Annotated in this window: 19 protein-coding genes; 11 read left to right on the top strand and 8 right to left on the bottom strand. The window is 60.5% G+C overall.

Translation table 11 applies throughout. The annotated features are described in order from the left end of the window. Nucleotides 1–37 precede the first annotated feature (37 nt). The gene (gene rpsR / locus LDN90_RS23930) at nt 38–277 is read left to right on the top strand and encodes a 30S ribosomal protein S18 (RefSeq protein WP_003800144.1); all 240 of its coding nucleotides are present in this window, start codon (nt 38–40) and stop codon (nt 275–277) included. Between the two features lie 18 nt (nt 278–295). Further along, a complete protein-coding gene (rplI, locus tag LDN90_RS23925; RefSeq protein ID WP_216924483.1) occupies nt 296–748 on the top strand; it encodes a 50S ribosomal protein L9 in 453 nt (150 codons plus the stop codon). A 58-nt stretch (nt 749–806) separates the two neighbouring features. Here the strand turns inward: rplI and LDN90_RS23920 are convergent, their stop codons facing one another. Further along, nucleotides 807–1,235, bottom strand: a complete 429-nt coding sequence (locus LDN90_RS23920; protein WP_223947408.1) for a DUF1801 domain-containing protein — start codon at nt 1,233–1,235, stop codon at nt 807–809. 55 nt (nt 1,236–1,290) lie between these two features. Between LDN90_RS23920 and LDN90_RS23915 the strand changes: the two genes are divergently transcribed. The 3 genes from LDN90_RS23915 to LDN90_RS23905 are packed head-to-tail and all read left to right on the top strand — an operon-like array spanning nt 1,291 to nt 3,944. Next, nucleotides 1,291–2,142, top strand: coding sequence for a PhzF family phenazine biosynthesis protein (locus LDN90_RS23915; RefSeq protein WP_223947407.1), 852 nt, complete (start codon nt 1,291–1,293; stop codon nt 2,140–2,142). Nucleotides 2,143–2,196: 54 nt separating this feature from the next. After that, nucleotides 2,197–2,988: an IclR family transcriptional regulator gene (locus tag LDN90_RS23910; protein WP_216924489.1), complete on the top strand. Its 792-nt coding sequence runs from the start codon at nt 2,197–2,199 to the stop codon at nt 2,986–2,988. A 56-nt stretch (nt 2,989–3,044) separates the two neighbouring features. Further along, nucleotides 3,045–3,944 (top strand): diacylglycerol kinase family protein, encoded by a 900-nt coding sequence (locus LDN90_RS23905; RefSeq protein ID WP_223947406.1) that lies wholly within the window; start codon nt 3,045–3,047, stop codon nt 3,942–3,944. Nucleotides 3,945–3,998: 54 nt separating this feature from the next. Here the strand turns inward: LDN90_RS23905 and LDN90_RS23900 are convergent, their stop codons facing one another. After that, nucleotides 3,999–4,889, bottom strand: coding sequence for a hypothetical protein (locus LDN90_RS23900; protein WP_223947405.1), 891 nt, complete (start codon nt 4,887–4,889; stop codon nt 3,999–4,001). A gap of 92 nt (nt 4,890–4,981) precedes the next feature. On the opposite strand from LDN90_RS23900, the gene LDN90_RS23895 reads away from it, so the two are divergent. Then, nucleotides 4,982–5,431, top strand: a complete 450-nt coding sequence (locus LDN90_RS23895) for an SRPBCC family protein (RefSeq protein WP_223947404.1) — start codon at nt 4,982–4,984, stop codon at nt 5,429–5,431. Nucleotides 5,432–5,473: 42 nt separating this feature from the next. Here LDN90_RS23895 and LDN90_RS23890 read toward each other — a convergent pair whose 3' ends face one another. The 4 genes from LDN90_RS23890 to LDN90_RS24255 are packed head-to-tail and all read right to left on the bottom strand — an operon-like array spanning nt 5,474 to nt 9,177. Further along, nucleotides 5,474–6,451, bottom strand: a complete 978-nt coding sequence (locus LDN90_RS23890) for a hydroxymethylglutaryl-CoA lyase (RefSeq protein ID WP_223947403.1) — start codon at nt 6,449–6,451, stop codon at nt 5,474–5,476. Further along, complete coding sequence (locus tag LDN90_RS23885) at nt 6,448–7,698, bottom strand: CaiB/BaiF CoA-transferase family protein (protein WP_223947402.1); 1,251 nt, start codon at nt 7,696–7,698, stop codon at nt 6,448–6,450. Before LDN90_RS23885 ends, LDN90_RS23890 begins: the two co-directional genes overlap by 4 nt. 46 nt (nt 7,699–7,744) lie before the next feature. Then, nucleotides 7,745–8,305: a GntP family permease gene (locus LDN90_RS24260; RefSeq protein WP_263426305.1), complete on the bottom strand. Its 561-nt coding sequence runs from the start codon at nt 8,303–8,305 to the stop codon at nt 7,745–7,747. A gap of 47 nt (nt 8,306–8,352) precedes the next feature. Beyond that, nucleotides 8,353–9,177 (bottom strand): GntP family permease, encoded by an 825-nt coding sequence (locus LDN90_RS24255; protein WP_263426276.1) that lies wholly within the window; start codon nt 9,175–9,177, stop codon nt 8,353–8,355. Between the two features lie 332 nt (nt 9,178–9,509). On the opposite strand from LDN90_RS24255, the gene LDN90_RS23875 reads away from it, so the two are divergent. The 4 genes from LDN90_RS23875 (at nt 9,510) to LDN90_RS23860 (ending at nt 12,161) form a co-directional block, all read left to right on the top strand. After that, nucleotides 9,510–10,493, top strand: coding sequence for an alpha/beta hydrolase (locus LDN90_RS23875; protein WP_223947401.1), 984 nt, complete (start codon nt 9,510–9,512; stop codon nt 10,491–10,493). Further along, nucleotides 10,474–10,959, top strand: a complete 486-nt coding sequence (locus tag LDN90_RS23870; RefSeq protein WP_223947400.1) for a DUF1801 domain-containing protein — start codon at nt 10,474–10,476, stop codon at nt 10,957–10,959. The genes LDN90_RS23875 and LDN90_RS23870 overlap by 20 nt, the downstream gene beginning before the upstream one ends. Before the next feature lie 97 nt (nt 10,960–11,056). After that, on the top strand, nt 11,057–11,680 hold the full coding sequence (locus LDN90_RS23865) for an FMN reductase (protein WP_223949368.1): 624 nt from the start codon (nt 11,057–11,059) through the stop codon (nt 11,678–11,680). A gap of 133 nt (nt 11,681–11,813) precedes the next feature. Further along, on the top strand, nt 11,814–12,161 hold the full coding sequence (locus LDN90_RS23860) for a zf-TFIIB domain-containing protein (protein WP_263426275.1): 348 nt from the start codon (nt 11,814–11,816) through the stop codon (nt 12,159–12,161). Nucleotides 12,162–12,167: 6 nt separating this feature from the next. Here LDN90_RS23860 and LDN90_RS23855 read toward each other — a convergent pair whose 3' ends face one another. After that, nucleotides 12,168–12,743: a hypothetical protein gene (locus LDN90_RS23855; RefSeq protein WP_223947398.1), complete on the bottom strand. Its 576-nt coding sequence runs from the start codon at nt 12,741–12,743 to the stop codon at nt 12,168–12,170. 7 nt (nt 12,744–12,750) lie between these two features. Continuing rightward, nucleotides 12,751–13,221: a hypothetical protein gene (locus tag LDN90_RS23850; RefSeq protein WP_216924661.1), complete on the bottom strand. Its 471-nt coding sequence runs from the start codon at nt 13,219–13,221 to the stop codon at nt 12,751–12,753. 631 nt (nt 13,222–13,852) lie between these two features. Here LDN90_RS23850 and dnaB point away from each other — a divergent pair. Next, nucleotides 13,853–15,238, top strand: a complete 1,386-nt coding sequence (gene dnaB / locus LDN90_RS23845) for a replicative DNA helicase (RefSeq protein ID WP_216924509.1) — start codon at nt 13,853–13,855, stop codon at nt 15,236–15,238. Nucleotides 15,239–15,246: the final 8 nt, after the last annotated feature.

Genomic DNA, 15,246 nt, shown 5'->3' with positions numbered 1-15,246 from the left:
TCAATATCCACGGGCTCCATAGAAAAGGAGCTCCACGATGGCTAAGGCTGAACTCCGTAAGCCCAAACCAAAGTCCAACCCCTTGAAGGCCGCTGACATCACTGTCATCGACTACAAGGACGTAGCACTGCTGCGCAAGTTCATCTCCGACCGCGGAAAGATCCGCGCTCGTCGCGTTACTGGCGTTACCGTTCAGGAACAGCGCAAGATCGCCCAGGCAATCAAGAACGCCCGCGAAGTTGCTCTGCTGCCTTACTCCGGCGCTGGCCGCGGCTAAGGGAAGGGATTAACTAACATGGCAAAGCTCATTCTGACCCACGAAGTAACCGGTCTCGGTGCTGCTGGCGACGTTGTCGAGGTCAAGGACGGTTACGCACGTAACTTCCTGCTGCCCCGCGGCTTCGCTCTGACCTGGACCAAGGGTGGCGAGAAGCAGGTTGAGACCATCAAGGCTGCCCGCGCTGCTCGTGCCCACGCTTCTGTTGAAGCTGCACAGGCACAGGCCCAGGCTCTGTCCTCCAAGAAGGTCAAGCTCGAGGTGAAGGCCGGCGAGTCCGGTCGTCTCTTCGGCACCGTCAAGCCTGCTGATGTCGCTGCTGCTGTTGAGGCTGCTGGCCTCGGCGCCATCGACAAGCGCAACGTTGAACTGCCGAACCACATCAAGTCTGTCGGTTCGTACCAGGCCAACGTTCGCCTGCACGAGGATGTTTCCGCTGTTATCGACCTTGAGGTCGTTGCAGGGAAGTAGTCTCTGACTGCTAAGAAGGACCCCCGCCGCCGGTTTCCGGTGGTGGGGGTCCTTTTGCTTATGAGGACGGTGTGTGGAGCTCAGCCATGACGTGCTGGTAGCCCGTCCGAACCATCTCTGCGAGGATTTCCCGGTCCACATCGTCCAGCTTATTGATGTATAAACATGCTGCTCCGGTCTTGTGCTTGCCCAACTCCGGAAGCAGACGGTCGGCATCGGGCCCGTATGTGAGGCCATAGAGTGCCAGGTTCGTCTTGCGCGGTGAGAAACCGACGGCGGCAGAGTCACCTTCCCGCCCGCTCTCGTATTTGTAGTGGTAGCTACCGAAGCCCACGATTGTAGGCCCCCACATCACCCCTTCGTGGCCAGTAATCTCCTGCATCATCCTCCGCAGTTCCAACCCATCGGCGCGCCGGCCGGAGTGCTCCACAGATGAAAGGAATTCATCCACGGACATGCTTGTGGGCTGGGTCTTGTTCTCTGCCATGTTCGTAGTTTTCCAGACTCACGATTGGCCGGCCACCCAGTGATAACCTGCAGCGGTGACTTCAGAATCCTTGCGTATCCGCCCCTTCCACCAGGTCGACGTCTTCTCGGCCCAGCCATATCGCGGTAACCCCCTGGCAGTAGTGGTGGACGCAGAGGGACTAAGCAGCGAGGCAATGCAGCACTTCGCCAACTGGACCAACCTCTCTGAGACCACCTTCCTTCTACCTCCAACAGATCCGCGTGCCGATTACCGAGTGCGCATCTTCACGGGCAGCGAGGAGTTCCCTTTCGCTGGGCACCCAACCCTCGGTTCCGCCCACACCTGGCTGCAGGCCGGGGGAGAGCCCAAGACTGACGGTGTGCTGGTGCAGGAATGCGGCGCAGGTTTGGTCCGGGTGAAGCACGACGCCGGCCGGCTGGCCTTCGCTGCACCACCACTGACCCGCTTCGAGGCGGTGGATGCCGCCGTTCGTTCCCAGCTGGCAGCCGGTCTTAGGCTCCCAGAGGCCTCCTTACTGGACGCATCATGGCTGGTGAACGGCCCGGAATGGGTTGGCGTCCTGCTTGAGTCTGCGGAACAAGTCCTGGCAATCGAACCGGATCTGGTGGCGATGGGTGACCTCAAGGTCGGGGTGATTGGCCCCCACAAGCCTGGGTCCGACGTCGACTTTGAAGTGCGCACGTTCATACCCGGCGACGCCATGGTGGAAGATCCCGTGACCGGCAGTTTCAACGCCGGTGCAGCGCAGTGGCTGATCGGTACGGGGCGGGCGCCTGAAGAATATGTGGCGGCGCAGGGCACTGCCTTGGGCAGGGCGGGTCGCATCCATGTGAAGGCTGAGGACGGTGACATTTGGGTCGGAGGGGCATCGGCCACGTGTATCCAGGGCACTGTCCTGTTGTAGCTCCAACCGGAGCGGAATTGGCGTCCCCTCCGGCGAGCGTTTAGCGTGAGACTTATGTCAGCATCCGATGCTTCCGCCAAGGCCAACGGCAACCCTTTGCTTGTCCTTGGCAAGATCACGTCTATCCTGGACGCCTTTTCCCTATCGAAGCCGGTGCTGCAGCTAAGCGACATTCGCGAGTACACCGGGATGCCGACTTCCACAGTGCAGCGTCTCGTCACCAACCTGACGTCCCAAGGATTCCTGGACCGGGAGGGCGACGCCTACCGCATTGGCATGCGGATGGCCTATTGGGCGGCTCCGGCGACCCGTGGCATGGACGTGGTGGACATCCTAAGCCCGCTGCTGAAGACGTTGCGCGATACTACCGGTGAGACTGCGTGCTTCTTCAAAGCAGAACAGCACTACCGCGTGTGCGTCGCCATGGCCGATACCCGTCACGCGCTCCGCCGCGAGATGCATCTCGGCAAGATCATCCCGCTTCATGCGGGTTCGGCGGGCAGGGTTCTGCTGGCTTGGTCTCCTGAATTGATGGAGGCTGTCCTTCGCGATCCGTTGGAGCCCATTACCGACTACACGATCACCAGCTCAGAGGAATTGGAGGTCGCGGTCAAGAAGACGCGGGCTGATGGCTTTGCTATCACTGTAGGGGAACGGGAAGACGGTGCCTCAGGGCTCTCGGCGCCAGTGTTCGATTCAGCTGCTGCCCTTGTGGGCGCGGTCACCATCAGCGGACCTACATTGCGGATGCCACTGGAAACGTGCGAAGCGTGGGTGGAACCTTTGCTCGCGACCGCGGAACATATGACCAGACTCATTGGTGGGCGGTTCCCGGGGGAGTCGTAGGGGTATTAAGGGCTAACAGGCAGTAACCAAACGGGCGTACACCCAAGGAGCACATTATGCATTCCGCACGGAACTTTGAATCGATCGCCATTATTTTCAATCCCAACAGCACAGGCAATGCGCCCGAACTGGCTGAGCAATTACAGGTCAAGCTGAAGGACACGCTCCCCTACGCCCCAGAGATTACCCTGCAGCCCACTGAACACGCTGGACATGCCGTTGAGTTGGCCAGGACGGCGGCGGCAAGGGGAGGCGACGTCCTTGTTGTCTCCGTGAGTGGTGACGGTGGCTACAACGAGGTTGTCAACGGAGTGATGCAGGCCGGGAACCCGCAAGCAGTGTGTGCGGTCATGGCCGCGGGCAACGCCAACGATCACCGCCGAATCACGGGAACCAAGCCCCTGGAAGAAGCTATTGCTGAGGGCCACGTCCGGAAAATTGACCTCCTGAGCATTCACACGGGCCAACAGCAAGGCGAGCCTTTGGAATACGCGCATTCCTACATCGGATTTGGTCTCACACCTGTTGTGGCCACCGAACTCGAAAAGGGCAGCAAGGGAGCGCTGACTGAGATGGTCTCTGTCATCAAGACTTTTTCGAAGTTCGAGCCATTTGGCATCCGCACGTCCGATGGCAAACGCAGGAAATTCGACAGCTTGGTTTTCGCCAACATCCCCGAAATGGCCAAGTACGCAACGCTTAGTGAGGCCGAAGACCACCCCTCTGATGGGAAATTCGAGGTCATCATATTTCCGCACATGCCCAAATGGCGGGTGCTGCTGACTGCCCTCCGAGCGACAACGCAAGGCTTGGGCGATCAGCCGAGCGTGAGCAGCTATGAATTCACTACACTCAAACCCTTGCCATACCAGATGGACGGTGAAGTGAAGACGGTGGAAGCCAATGTCAAAGTCAGGGTGGAATGCGCTCCGGCGGCTCTGGCTACTGTGGGCTAAGTCCAGCCGGTCCGCGGTCAGACTAACGGCGGAGAGATTGACGAATGAAATGGCCTAATGAGCGGCTCCACCACAGGCCGCCGTCACGAAGTCGTAGATACGCCCACGCAACTCATTAGGTGCTGCAACCTTCAGTACGCCTTCCCGCGTGCCCACCGAAATCCTTAGTGGCAACAGCGTTCCCACCTTGTCCTCGGCCACCGCATGCGGGTCGCAACGCGCCGGACGGATCGTCAAGGGCAGCTCTTTCGGAGGCGTGCCGGACGATATCGCGATGTCCCGCGGCCAGGGGTCCGTGGACGATTCGGCCAGCAGCGTGGTTCCGTCGATGGACTTAATAGTGAGCTTTTGCGGTGACTCACCAGGAGTGCTCGCAGGGGTAATGACAAGACGCACGACGGCGGTTCGACCATCCGGGGCCACCTCAAGATCGGAGTTCAAGACGATGGTAGCTACGGCGGCGGCGTCCGCTGCCAAGCACAGCTCGTCGGCGTTCCGGGGCAGGACGTTGAACGGATCCTGCGCCTCAACCGAGATTTCTGCGGGTCCCTTAGCTGGCTCCGAATATTCAACCATGGCCTTGATAGGTCCATTAGGCGACTGGCTGCAATGCGGCGCAGGCAAATTGGCGGGAAGGCTCTTGGGCTGCCGGGGTGGTAGCTCCAGGACGCCGCCTGTTGGCTCCCATACGATGTCTTTCTCAAATAAAGGGGAGTTCAGCCGCGCACCGGTAACGGTAACGAGAGCATCCGCGGAGTTGGTGAGCTGTATGAGGATGGCTTGCTTGCCGTATTGGTCCCGGGATTGATTAACCTCTACGGAGATGGGTTGTGGCCCTGGGCTGGTCGGCGGTTCCTTGCTGGGGGAGCGGTCACATGCCGCCAGCGGCAAGGTGGACATCAAGGCTACGCATGCCGCCCAATAACGCCACTCCCCGTTCTCCATGCCAACAGTGTAGGCGGCCGGTAGCGGACAATTGATAAGCATGCTTAGCTTAGTCTCACCACAGATGCCGAAGGCACGCAGAAGGGAACTCCATGTCCACTGTTACTCAGCTGTTCAGGTCCTCTGCCGCGGACGTCTGGAACGTCATTGCCGACGGCTGGCTGTACTCCGGGTGGGTGGTTGGCGCCTCAAGGATCCGCGCGGTGGATGACCAGTGGCCACAAGTCGGTTCCAAACTCCATCACTCCGTGGGGGCATGGCCGCTCCTCCTCAACGACAGCACCAGCGTCACCGGCGTGGAACCTGGCCGTAGCCTGGAACTTTTAGCCCGCGGCTGGCCCGTAGGTGAAGCAAAGGTGCGCATTACCTTGGAGGAGCTGGGTGGCAACCAGTGCCGCGTCTCTATGGCTGAGGACGCGATTCGGGGCCCGGGAAAGGTGGTGCCAAAGGCACTCAGGGATCCCATGATCACCGTCCGCAACCGCGAAACCCTGCGTCGCCTGGAGTTGATGGCGGCAGGCGGGGCGGGGAAGCCAAGCTAGAGCCCTGCCACAGCGCGGCCGGCAGCCCGCATCGCCTCAGTCTCAGTTGCCCTGTGCCGTCGTTGGCGTGGCAGCCGGCATGACCCAGTCGAAGGCGTCTGCCCGGGAGCGGGCGCCTTGGGCAGCCTTCGAACGGTTGGATTCCCCGAGTTCCGCGAGTAGCTTCTCGGACAGAGCCACGAGGCCGCCGAAAGTCCCGGGCGTGAGCCACTCGGGTCGGGTGGCGAAGAGTATGTCTTCGCTGGAAGTGTTGCCGCTGGCGCCGGGGGCGAAGGGACAGCCGCCCAGGCCGCCCAAAGCGCCGTCGACCATTGCTGCGCCCGCCTGGATTGCGGCGAGCGTGTTGGCAACGCCCAAGCCCCAGGTGTCGTGACCGTGGTAGACGATCCGCCGGGCAGGGGATTCATCCCGCACACGGGTGATCAGGCGTGAAACCTGTGCGGGGACGGCTTGCCCCAGCGTGTCGCAGATGACGATGTCCGTGGTGCCCTCGGCCCGGGGGTCATTGGCGATCGCGAGGATGCGTTCCTCTGGAACGTACCCTTCAAAGGGGCAGGTGAAGGACGTCGCGATGCACAGCTGGATCAGGCCATTCACTGCGCGGGCGTATTCAACGGCCTCAGGCAACGCGGCAAGGCTCTGGTCCGTGGTGCGGCCGATATTGGCCTTGTTATGCGAATCCGAGGCCGACAGGCAGTACTGAAAATTCCGTGCTCCAGCAGCGGCGGCCTTGGCGACGTGGCCCGGTGTGGCCACCCATATCCAACATTTCTCGAGTTCCTCGGGCGTGAGGGCCTGGACCACTTCGAGTGTGTTGGCCATGGTGGGGACCAAGTCCGCGCGGGCCATGGAACCGAGCTCGATTGCTGGCACACCCAACCGCAGCAGCTCACGCACCGTTTCGATCTTCTGCTCTGTTGGCAGGAGTTTCCCGGTCAGTTGCAATCCATCCCTCAGCGTGACATCCCGCAGGATGGCGTCACCCAGGGTTGTGGCCAAAGGCCCTTCAAAGCGGTTCATGGTCGGACGGCCTCCTCGCGGCCGGACGCCGAATCGATTTGCGCAGCATCCAGGTGAAGGAGGCCGCCAAGGATTTCTTCAGTGTTTTCGCCGAGGTCCGGTCCGAGGTTGCGGATGGGCAGGGACTGCTCCCCGATCACGGGAACGATGCCCGGGAAACCTACTCCCGGGAGGATCTCCTCGCCGGTGGAAACGTCGAACTTCTGGATCATATTGCGGGCCGCGTATTGGCTGTCCGTACTGATGTCCGCAGCTGTATAGATGGGACCAGCAGGAACTCCGGCGTCCTCCAAGGCCGCCAATGCTTCAGGCGCGGTCAGCTGGCCGGTCCACTCGCCGATTGCCTGGTCCAGTTCCTCGCGGCTAGCCCAGCGCCCGGCATTTGTTTGCAGCGCCGGGTCCTCGGCCAGGTCCGGCCGGCCGATAGTCTGCATGTATCGCTGGAAAATCGAGTCGCCATTTCCGGCCACGACAATGCTGGCGCCGTCCTTGCAAACGTACGCATTCGAGGGCGCAATGCCTTCCATCCGGCCACCAACGCGCTGCCGATCCACGCCATACGCCTGATAGTCAGGGATAAGCGATTCCATCATGGAGAACATTGCTTCGTTCAGCGCGACGTCGATGATGCGTTCGGCGAGGGGAACAGCGCCGGCCGCGCTCCGGCGTCGTGCTTCACGCTGGTAAAGACTCATCATGGAGCCAAAGGCGGCGTAAAGGCCCGCGATCGAGTCTCCGATGGAAACGCCCACACGCACCGGAGCGCGGTCCGGGTCACCCACCAGGTTGCGGAACCCGCTATAGGCCTCGGCGACGGCGGCAAACCCCGGCCGCTCGGACAATGGCCCTGTCTGTCCAAAGGCAGAGATGCGGGTGACGATGAGGTCCGGATTGGCTTGGTTGAGGACTTCGGGCCCTAGACCCCACTTCTCGAGCGTGCCGGGTCGGAAGTTCTCTAGCAGGATGTCCGACTTGGCAACCAAGGCCAGGACAGCCTGCTTCCCTGCCTCGGTGCGGAGATCCAGGACCACGGACTTCTTGTTGCGGTTCAGCGTGCGGTAGAGCATGGAAGTGTTGCCCTTGTGGAGGCGCCAATTGCGGAGCTCGTCGCCGCTGCCTGGACGCTCGACCTTGATGACTTCAGCGCCGAAATCGGCTAGCAGCCTGCCAGCCGTGGGAGCGGCAATGTAATTGCCGAGTTCGAGGACTCGGACGCCGTCCAACGGGGCGATTGTTTCGTGTGTCATGGTCTTCTCTCGTGCGTGCTTTTGTGATGGGACGGTCGGCGGGCGGTCAGAACAGCAGGCTCATGGGCAGGATCAGCAGGATCGCGACCACGGAGGCTACCGAAACTCCCACCGTGACCGATTTCAATGCACCCCTCACACTCTGGCCCAAAAGAGACTGCAAGAGCCAGAACGTGTTGCTGGTGACGTGAACCATGAAGAGCGAGCCGGCGCCAGCGGCGAGGGCCAGCAGCACGGGATCAAGTCCAATAGCTGGGGCGATGGGTGCCAGCAGCCCGGCGGCCGTAATGGCGGACAGGGTGACGGAGCCGACGGCGATGTGCAGCGCTGCGGCGATGGCCCACACCACCAGCAACGGGGCCACGGTGCTCGCTGAGAAGAAGCCACCAAGGATGTCGCCGAGCCCGGCGGCTTTGACGGTGGCTGCCAGGGATCCGCCCACGCCGGTCAGGATCAGGATCTGTCCGCTTTCCTTGAAGCCCACAGCAATGGCCTCTTCAACCTTTTTCTGGCCAATCGACGCCCGGGTTACAAGGCAGGTGCCGATCAGCCCAATGAGAAGAGCGATGACGGGTTCGCCAAGCAGCTGGAGCCAGGGGAGATCGATCTTGAAAATCTGGAGGATAGCGCCCGCACCGATGAGGATCAGGGAAGTCAGGAGGGGGCAAAGAGCATGATCAGCGGTTTCTCATTGCTCTCGCGTTCGGCAACAACCACCGCGCCCTTGGTTGGCTGGGTGCTGGAGCTGGCGCCAGAGTTGCTGGCGGTCTCTGTTCCGGGGAGTGAGCCGCTGGTGGGTTCCTCGCCCTCGCTGTCTTCCTCGGCCACGAATGTGTGGTCCTCGTCCTTGGCTTCATTCCAGAAACCGCGGCGGAAGAGGAACGTCATGATGGCAATGGAAATGATGATGGTGGGAACCACCAGCAGCAGGCCGAAGAGAAGCATCTTGCCGAGTGGGACGTTGAGGAGACCGGCCAGTGCCAGGGAAGCCACACCGGGCACCGTGAATACGATGCCGCATTCCAGTGCGATAGCCATGGCGGTTGCCATGCGTGCCGTTCCCAGTTTTCCGATTTTGGGAGCCAGCTTGCGGGCAAGCGGGGCTGAGATAACCAGGAGGACATCCAGGAAGATGGACTGGAGGAGCGTGCCTATCGCCAGCCCCATGGTGTACGGCAGGCGTTTGGGGCCGAAGGTCTTGAGGAGATGCTCTACCAGGCGCCGGATAGCTCCGCTCTGATTGAGGATGGAGCCCATCAAAACGCCGAAGGCGATGAGCAGGCCTACATCGACCATGATCTCGCCGAAGCCGGACGTGATGGTCTTCACGGTCTCTTCGACCCCGAGGCCGACTGCCAGGCCCAAATACACGGAAGCGATGACCAGGGAAATGACGGGGTTGACTCTGAAGCGGACGATCAGCACAACGGCGGCCAGGACCGCTACAGCTGTGTTGATCAGAACAGCAATGTCTGACATGGGAAATCCGATCGTTGGGCCTTCCACTCTGAAGGCTGGGAACTGATGCACGCCGTGAGACAGGCCACATCACTGATCCCATATTATGAGTTTGAACTCATATTGCAAGCTTTTTCGAGAAATCGGACGAGATTTCCCTTCATGATCCAGCCCCGGAGACTTAGCATGGTCCACAGGTACACCAACTGGGGGAGTGTGTAATGGGGCCACTGGAATCGACTCAAGCCAACGTGACTGGCGCGGCAACAGCCCGGACGGATGCGGGAGGCGGTTCCCCTTTAGGTCCCGGTTCCAGGGCAGCTTCGCAGACCAAGCGACGGCGTCCTTCCCGAGTGAGGAAACTCGACCTCGCCATCATTCTGATCCTGGTCATTCTTCTGGCCCTGTCCGCGACTCCTTGGCCCTCGGCCATGTTGATTCGTAGCGTTTTTGAGCGCGGAGCGCAGTCGACTATTGATGAGATGGAGCCGTACGTCCCGGACACTCCCTTGCAGGAGCACGCCGGTGTTGTTTACAAGCCCGGTTCCGCGTTCGATGTTTTCAGCCCTTCGGGGACCACCGCTGCGCTCCCTACGATCGTCTGGATCCACGGCGGTGCGTGGATTTCCGGGGCTCAACGCGATGTGGAACCCTATCTTCGAATTCTTGCGGCTGAGGGATACACGACCATTGGTGTGAGCTACCCGATCGCGCCGGAGGCCGTCTATCCCACCGCCGTACGGGACATCAACGATGCCCTTGGCTATATCAAGGCGCACGCCACAGAACTGAACGTGGATACCACTCGGATTGTCCTGGCCGGCGATTCTGCTGGAGCGCAGTTGGCCAGCCAAATGACCACTCTCACTGTTAACCCTGAGTATGCCAACCTGATGGGGATCGAACCCGCGCTCCAGAAATCGGACCTGGCCGCGACCATCCTGCACTGCGGTGTGTATGACCTCCGGGCCATGGCCGACCTCAATGGCCTGGTTGCGTGGGGCTTCAAAACCTCGCTGTGGGCATATACGGGAACGAAGGACTGGTCCTCCACATATGCGGGCAGTACCATGTCCACCATTGATTTTGTGACCAAGGATTTCCCGCCGACCTTCCTCAGCGGCGGCAATGGTGATGGTCTGACGTGGCTTCAGTCGGTTCCCTACAGCAATCGCCTGAAGGAAGCCGGTGTTCCGGTGACAGAATTGTTTTGGGCCGCGGACCACGACCCCGAACTGCCGCATGAGTACCAATTCCACCTGAACTTCGCCGAGGCCCGCGATGCCAGGGATAAGACCTTGGACTTCCTGTCCATGCATGCCTCCAGAACGAATTGAGGGAAAGACTGTGGACCGCTCGGAAGGGCATGTCGAGGCCGGAGCATTCTCGCTGCCAGAAGCCATGACTGGCAGGGCAAGTCCCGCGAAGGCCGCAGTTGGGGACAAGCCCGTCTTCGCCTACATCGCCAGCCTTCCGCAGCCACAGCGTGGCATCGCCGAAGCCATCGATGCGCTGGCGGCCAAGACACTGCCGGGGCTTGAGCGCTCGGTGAAATGGGGCATGGCGTATTACGGCGTCGGCGACGGTTGGTGCTTCAGTTGCGGCGGCTTCGCTGGCCACGTCAAGCTCATGTTTATCAATGGCGTGACGCTTCAACCCGTGCCGCCAGTGACGCCCGTGGGAATGGGCAAATCGACGCGGGGTCTGGAGCTCGAATCCGTGGAGGACATCGACGAAGACCATATAGCGACGTGGATGAAACAGGTCACGTCCGTCCCTGGCATTAGAGGAAGGAAGCTTTGATGGATGCCCTGCGGGAATAGTTTGTGATGCTCGCTCGTTCAGTGATTTAGATGCATATGCATGTATGCTAGGAATGAACGAGCAACAGGAGAATGCCATGGAAACCCGCCGCATCACAGTCCTTTCCGCCGGACTCGGCGTCCCGTCGTCGAGCCGTCTGCTGGCGGACCAGCTGGCCGCATCCGCCGAGCGGCAGCTGCGGGCGGCAGGCTACGAAGCGAGGATCGACGTCATCGAACTTCGAGACCTGGCCGTGGACATCGCCAATAACTTCGTCACCGGTTACGCCGCTCCGCGCCTCGCAGAGGTGATTGCCGGCGTCGAGGATTCGGACGGCATCATCGCCGTCAGCCCTGTTTTCAGCGCGTCCTACAGCGGCCTCTTCAAGTCCTTTATCGACGTCCTGGACCCCAAGTCCCTCGACGGCAAAGCCGTGCTGCTTGGCGCAACCGGCGGCACCGACCGCCACCAGATGGTCCTGGACTACGCCATGCGTCCGCTGTTCAGTTACTTGCGGACCCGGGTTGCGTCCACCGGCGTCTTCGCGGGGCCCCAGGACTGGGGAAACGACGACGGCGGCTCGCCCCTCTCGGCCCGCGTAGACCGGGCAGCCGGTGAACTCGTGCAACTGCTCAGCGGTCCCCAGCCCGGGCGCAAGACCCCAGCCTTGGAGTCGCTGCCATTCGAACAACTGCTGGCCGGTATCTCAGGGGGCAGGTAAGAGACCCACCTCCATTGGCGTGAGCTTGCCGACCCGGAAATGAATCGAGCGGTTCCAGCTCTTTGAATTTCAGTTCTCCGTCAGACCGAACTTTTCCCCGGGTCCGGTCGTTGGGGCAAGCATGAAGTGTCCTGTGGATTCCATTGATCTGGTGATGAGCGAACGAAGCGGCGTGGAGATTGACTACTGCCCGCAGTGCAGGGGTGTATGGCTCGATCGCGGTGAGCTGGACAAGATTATTGACCGGGTCGCTGTCGAAACCAGGCCGGCTCCTGCCAGGCAGGCCCCGGCACCCCAGCAGCCTCCGATCGCTCCGCCGCCCATCTACAACCCCTTTGAATCGCGTCCGCAACAGCCCCGATACGACGATCGCGGCGATCGCCGTGACTATGACCGCAGGGGTGACTATGACCGACGCGACGAGTATGGCCGTAAACGGAAGAAGAAGGAAGGATTCCTGGGAGAACTGTTCGACTTTTAGTCGCGCCTAATCCTCCAGGAGTTCGATGAATTCACGCGCTTGTTTAATGGTGATGTCCGAGTGGCGTGTCAGGGCCAGGGCTGCGCCCTCCACATCACCGCTTTTTGCCAAAGTCCGGATTCGTCCGTAGATCTCATCGTTGAGCATGTTGCTGCTCACCTCGCGCGTCACGTCACCCTTGCTAACGATGGCCCGGTATCGGTACGGGAAGCGCTCGGGCTCGTCGTCGTCCTCCGACAAGAGATCCTTGGGCTGCGCCTCTGGCGTGAAGGGCTGCGGGTGGGCGGCCAGAGCGCCCACGGCGTCCCGCGACGCCCGGAGCCCCTCCCCGGTGGCTTGCAGATACAGTTTGATGGCTGCCATGCCCTGGCCCTGGGCAATAAGCGAGTAGAGCCGCCTATGTTGTTCCTCGTTCAGCTTCGCAGCCGATTCTTTGGCCAGCTGAACCGGATCTTTGGGGGAGTTGGCGGCAGCTACACCAGCCTTTGTCTCGGCCGAACGCTTGCTAAAGGAACGCATCAGCAGCAATACGCCCGCAATGACCGCGATCAAAATCACGAGCGGGACAAACAAGGAATCCATGGCGTTGTCAGAGCCGATCTACATAGTTCTTAGCGGTGAGTAAGTCTGAATGCGTGGCCTGGCGGAAGACTTTTATGGCTTCTATCTTGCGTCCGCCGCGAACAAGGTTCTGCAACTCAAAGGCGAGTTGAGGATTGAGCTGTCCATTGGGAAGCACCGCAGGCTGGTGCCCCGTTTGCGTGCCTGCCGTCCTGGCGGCTTGGGCCTGATGAGCGGCCCGGGTTTGTTCTGTCTGCTGGGTGTGCTGGGCCTCGTTCTGGCTTGGCTTGGTGGAAGCCTCGATCTTGGCCCGGGCAGCAAGTGCAGCCTGAACTTGTGAAGCTTGATGCGCTGCGGAACGGGCCGCAAGTTCGTGTTGATACCGCTCGGCATCGGAAAGGCCAGTGTCGCGCGGTTTAAAGGCCGCTGAAAGCGCCCACAGCAGGCCCAGGAGGACAATTAGCGGAAGGGCAATCATCAGCACGTCACCAAAGTTCATCCCCATGCTTAGAGCTTATGCCAGAACTTGGTTATCCACAGCACATTCCAGTCTCGGCATAGACTTCTGAGAGGACAGTGTCAAATTAAGGCCCTCTTTGTAAGATGCATCACATTTGCGGCATGTTTAGCATGGATTTTAGGCTCTAGTGACCAACTGGACCAGCTCGGTCTGTGGATGATTTTCCACCAAAACTTTCTTTGCTCCACAGGCTGTGATGAACGTTTCCGCAGGTCAGGCCATAGTTACTGCAAAAAGAATTTCTCTATCCACAGGGTAACGCACAGACTGTGCACAACGTGGGGGTGGTATTCCACAGGTTATCCACATGTGCACTTGACAGTGGACTTTGCGCCCGGACTTAGCACCGCTAACGTGGCTCGGGTACCTGTTTCAGTATGGAATTTGCCCTCTCAGTGCCCTTCAAGCAGCCGCGCGCAAACATGCTTGGGGAGACTTCTGTGGATAAGTTGTGGAAATTGGGGAAAGTCGAAAATTGTCGGCCCCCCATGGATATAACAGGAGCACTCGGCTGGTCCGGAGGCTCGGGCAATCCATCCCAGGTCCACCTGCGCTTTACGCACCACTGAGGGACTAACTCTCTGCAGCGGTACACAAATGGAGGACGGCTTTGTCAGTTACGCACTTGGACTCAATCGAGGGCACACGCGCTTCGGACTCGAGCCGGAAACCTCCCCAGGACATCCCCGCTGAGCAGTCAGTCCTGGGCGGCATGATGTTGTCCAAGGACGCCATCGCCGACGTCGTCGAGATCGTCCGTGGCCACGACTTCTACCGTCCGGCGCACGAGACGATTTACGAGTCCATCATTGACCTCTATGGCCGTGGCGAGCCCGCCGACGCCGTAACGGTCTCCGACGAACTGACCAAGCGCGGTGAGATCAACAGGATCGGCGGACCAGCCTATCTGCACGAGCTCATCCAAACTGTACCTACGGCCGCCAACGCCGGTTACTACGCCGAGATCGTGGCAGAGCGCGCAGTGCTGCGCCGCCTCGTGAACGCCGGCACCAAGATTGTCCAGATGGGCTACGGCCAGGACGGCGAAGTGGAAGACCTCGTCAACCAGGCACAGGCAGAGGTTTACGCGGTTGCTGAAAAGCGCACTGCCGAAGATTACGTGGCGTTGAAGGACGTCATGGAGTCCACCGTGGACGAGATCGAAGCTTCCGGGCATCGCGGCGAAGGCATGGTGGGCGTTCCCACCGGATTCTACGAGCTTGACGAACTGACCCACGGCCTCCACCCGGGCCAGATGATTGTTATCGCTGCCCGTCCTGCTGTCGGTAAATCCACGTTTGCGCTGGACTTCGCGCGCTCCGCCGCCATCAAGAACAATCTGGCTACGGTCATGTTCTCCCTCGAAATGGGCCGGAACGAGATCGCGATGCGTCTGCTCTCTGCCGAGGCCACCATCGGACTTCAAGATCTCCGTAAGGGCACCATCAAGGACGAGCAGTGGTCCAAGATCGCCACCACCATGGGCCGCATGAACGACGCCCCGCTGTTCATTGACGACAGCCCCAACATGTCACTCATGGAAATCCGGGCAAAGTGCCGTCGGCTGAAGCAGCAACATGACCTCAAGCTCGTTATCCTGGACTACCTCCAGCTGATGAGCTCCGGTAAAAAGGTTGAATCCCGCCAGCAGGAAGTCTCCGAGTTCTCGCGTGCCCTCAAGCTGCTCGCCAAGGAACTTCAGGTTCCCGTCATTGCGCTGTCACAGCTGAACCGTGGTTCCGAGCAGCGCCAGGACAAGCGCCCCATGGTGTCTGACCTTCGTGAATCAGGTTCTATCGAGCAGGACGCCGACATGGTCATCCTGCTCCACCGTGAAGATGTGTATGACAAAGAATCGCCGCGAGCCGGCGAGGCCGACATCCTCATCGCCAAGCACCGTAACGGCCCTACCAAGGACATTGTTGTCGCGTTCCAGGGTCACTACTCGCGCTTCGCAAACATGGCCGGCGATGCTGGTGGTGGGGGCGGCTTCTAGGTTCCCGA

It is taken from the genome of Arthrobacter sp. NtRootA1, from assembly GCF_019976975.1.
GTDB lineage: Bacteria > Actinomycetota > Actinomycetes > Actinomycetales > Micrococcaceae > Arthrobacter > Arthrobacter aromaticivorans.
The sequence above is the reverse complement of the archived record's forward strand: the minus strand, read 5'-3'. Positions and strand labels throughout refer to the sequence as shown.

Coding starts and splice junctions, on each gene's coding strand:
- LDN90_RS23865 (WP_223949368.1), top strand. CDS start 11,057: ATGGAAACCCGCCGCATCACAGTCCTTTCCGCCGGACTCGGCGTCCCG.
- LDN90_RS23855 (WP_223947398.1), bottom strand. CDS start 12,743: ATGGATTCCTTGTTTGTCCCGCTCGTGATTTTGATCGCGGTCATTGCG.
- LDN90_RS23850 (WP_216924661.1), bottom strand. CDS start 13,221: ATGAACTTTGGTGACGTGCTGATGATTGCCCTTCCGCTAATTGTCCTC.
- LDN90_RS23870 (WP_223947400.1), top strand. CDS start 10,474: ATGCCTCCAGAACGAATTGAGGGAAAGACTGTGGACCGCTCGGAAGGG.
- LDN90_RS23890 (WP_223947403.1), bottom strand. CDS start 6,451: ATGAACCGCTTTGAAGGGCCTTTGGCCACAACCCTGGGTGACGCCATC.
- LDN90_RS24255 (WP_263426276.1), bottom strand. CDS start 9,177: ATGTCAGACATTGCTGTTCTGATCAACACAGCTGTAGCGGTCCTGGCC.
- LDN90_RS23900 (WP_223947405.1), bottom strand. CDS start 4,889: ATGGAGAACGGGGAGTGGCGTTATTGGGCGGCATGCGTAGCCTTGATG.
- LDN90_RS23905 (WP_223947406.1), top strand. CDS start 3,045: ATGCATTCCGCACGGAACTTTGAATCGATCGCCATTATTTTCAATCCC.
- LDN90_RS23920 (WP_223947408.1), bottom strand. CDS start 1,235: ATGGCAGAGAACAAGACCCAGCCCACAAGCATGTCCGTGGATGAATTC.
- LDN90_RS23885 (WP_223947402.1), bottom strand. CDS start 7,698: ATGACACACGAAACAATCGCCCCGTTGGACGGCGTCCGAGTCCTCGAA.
- rplI (WP_216924483.1), top strand. CDS start 296: ATGGCAAAGCTCATTCTGACCCACGAAGTAACCGGTCTCGGTGCTGCT.
- LDN90_RS23910 (WP_216924489.1), top strand. CDS start 2,197: ATGTCAGCATCCGATGCTTCCGCCAAGGCCAACGGCAACCCTTTGCTT.
- LDN90_RS23895 (WP_223947404.1), top strand. CDS start 4,982: ATGTCCACTGTTACTCAGCTGTTCAGGTCCTCTGCCGCGGACGTCTGG.
- rpsR (WP_003800144.1), top strand. CDS start 38: ATGGCTAAGGCTGAACTCCGTAAGCCCAAACCAAAGTCCAACCCCTTG.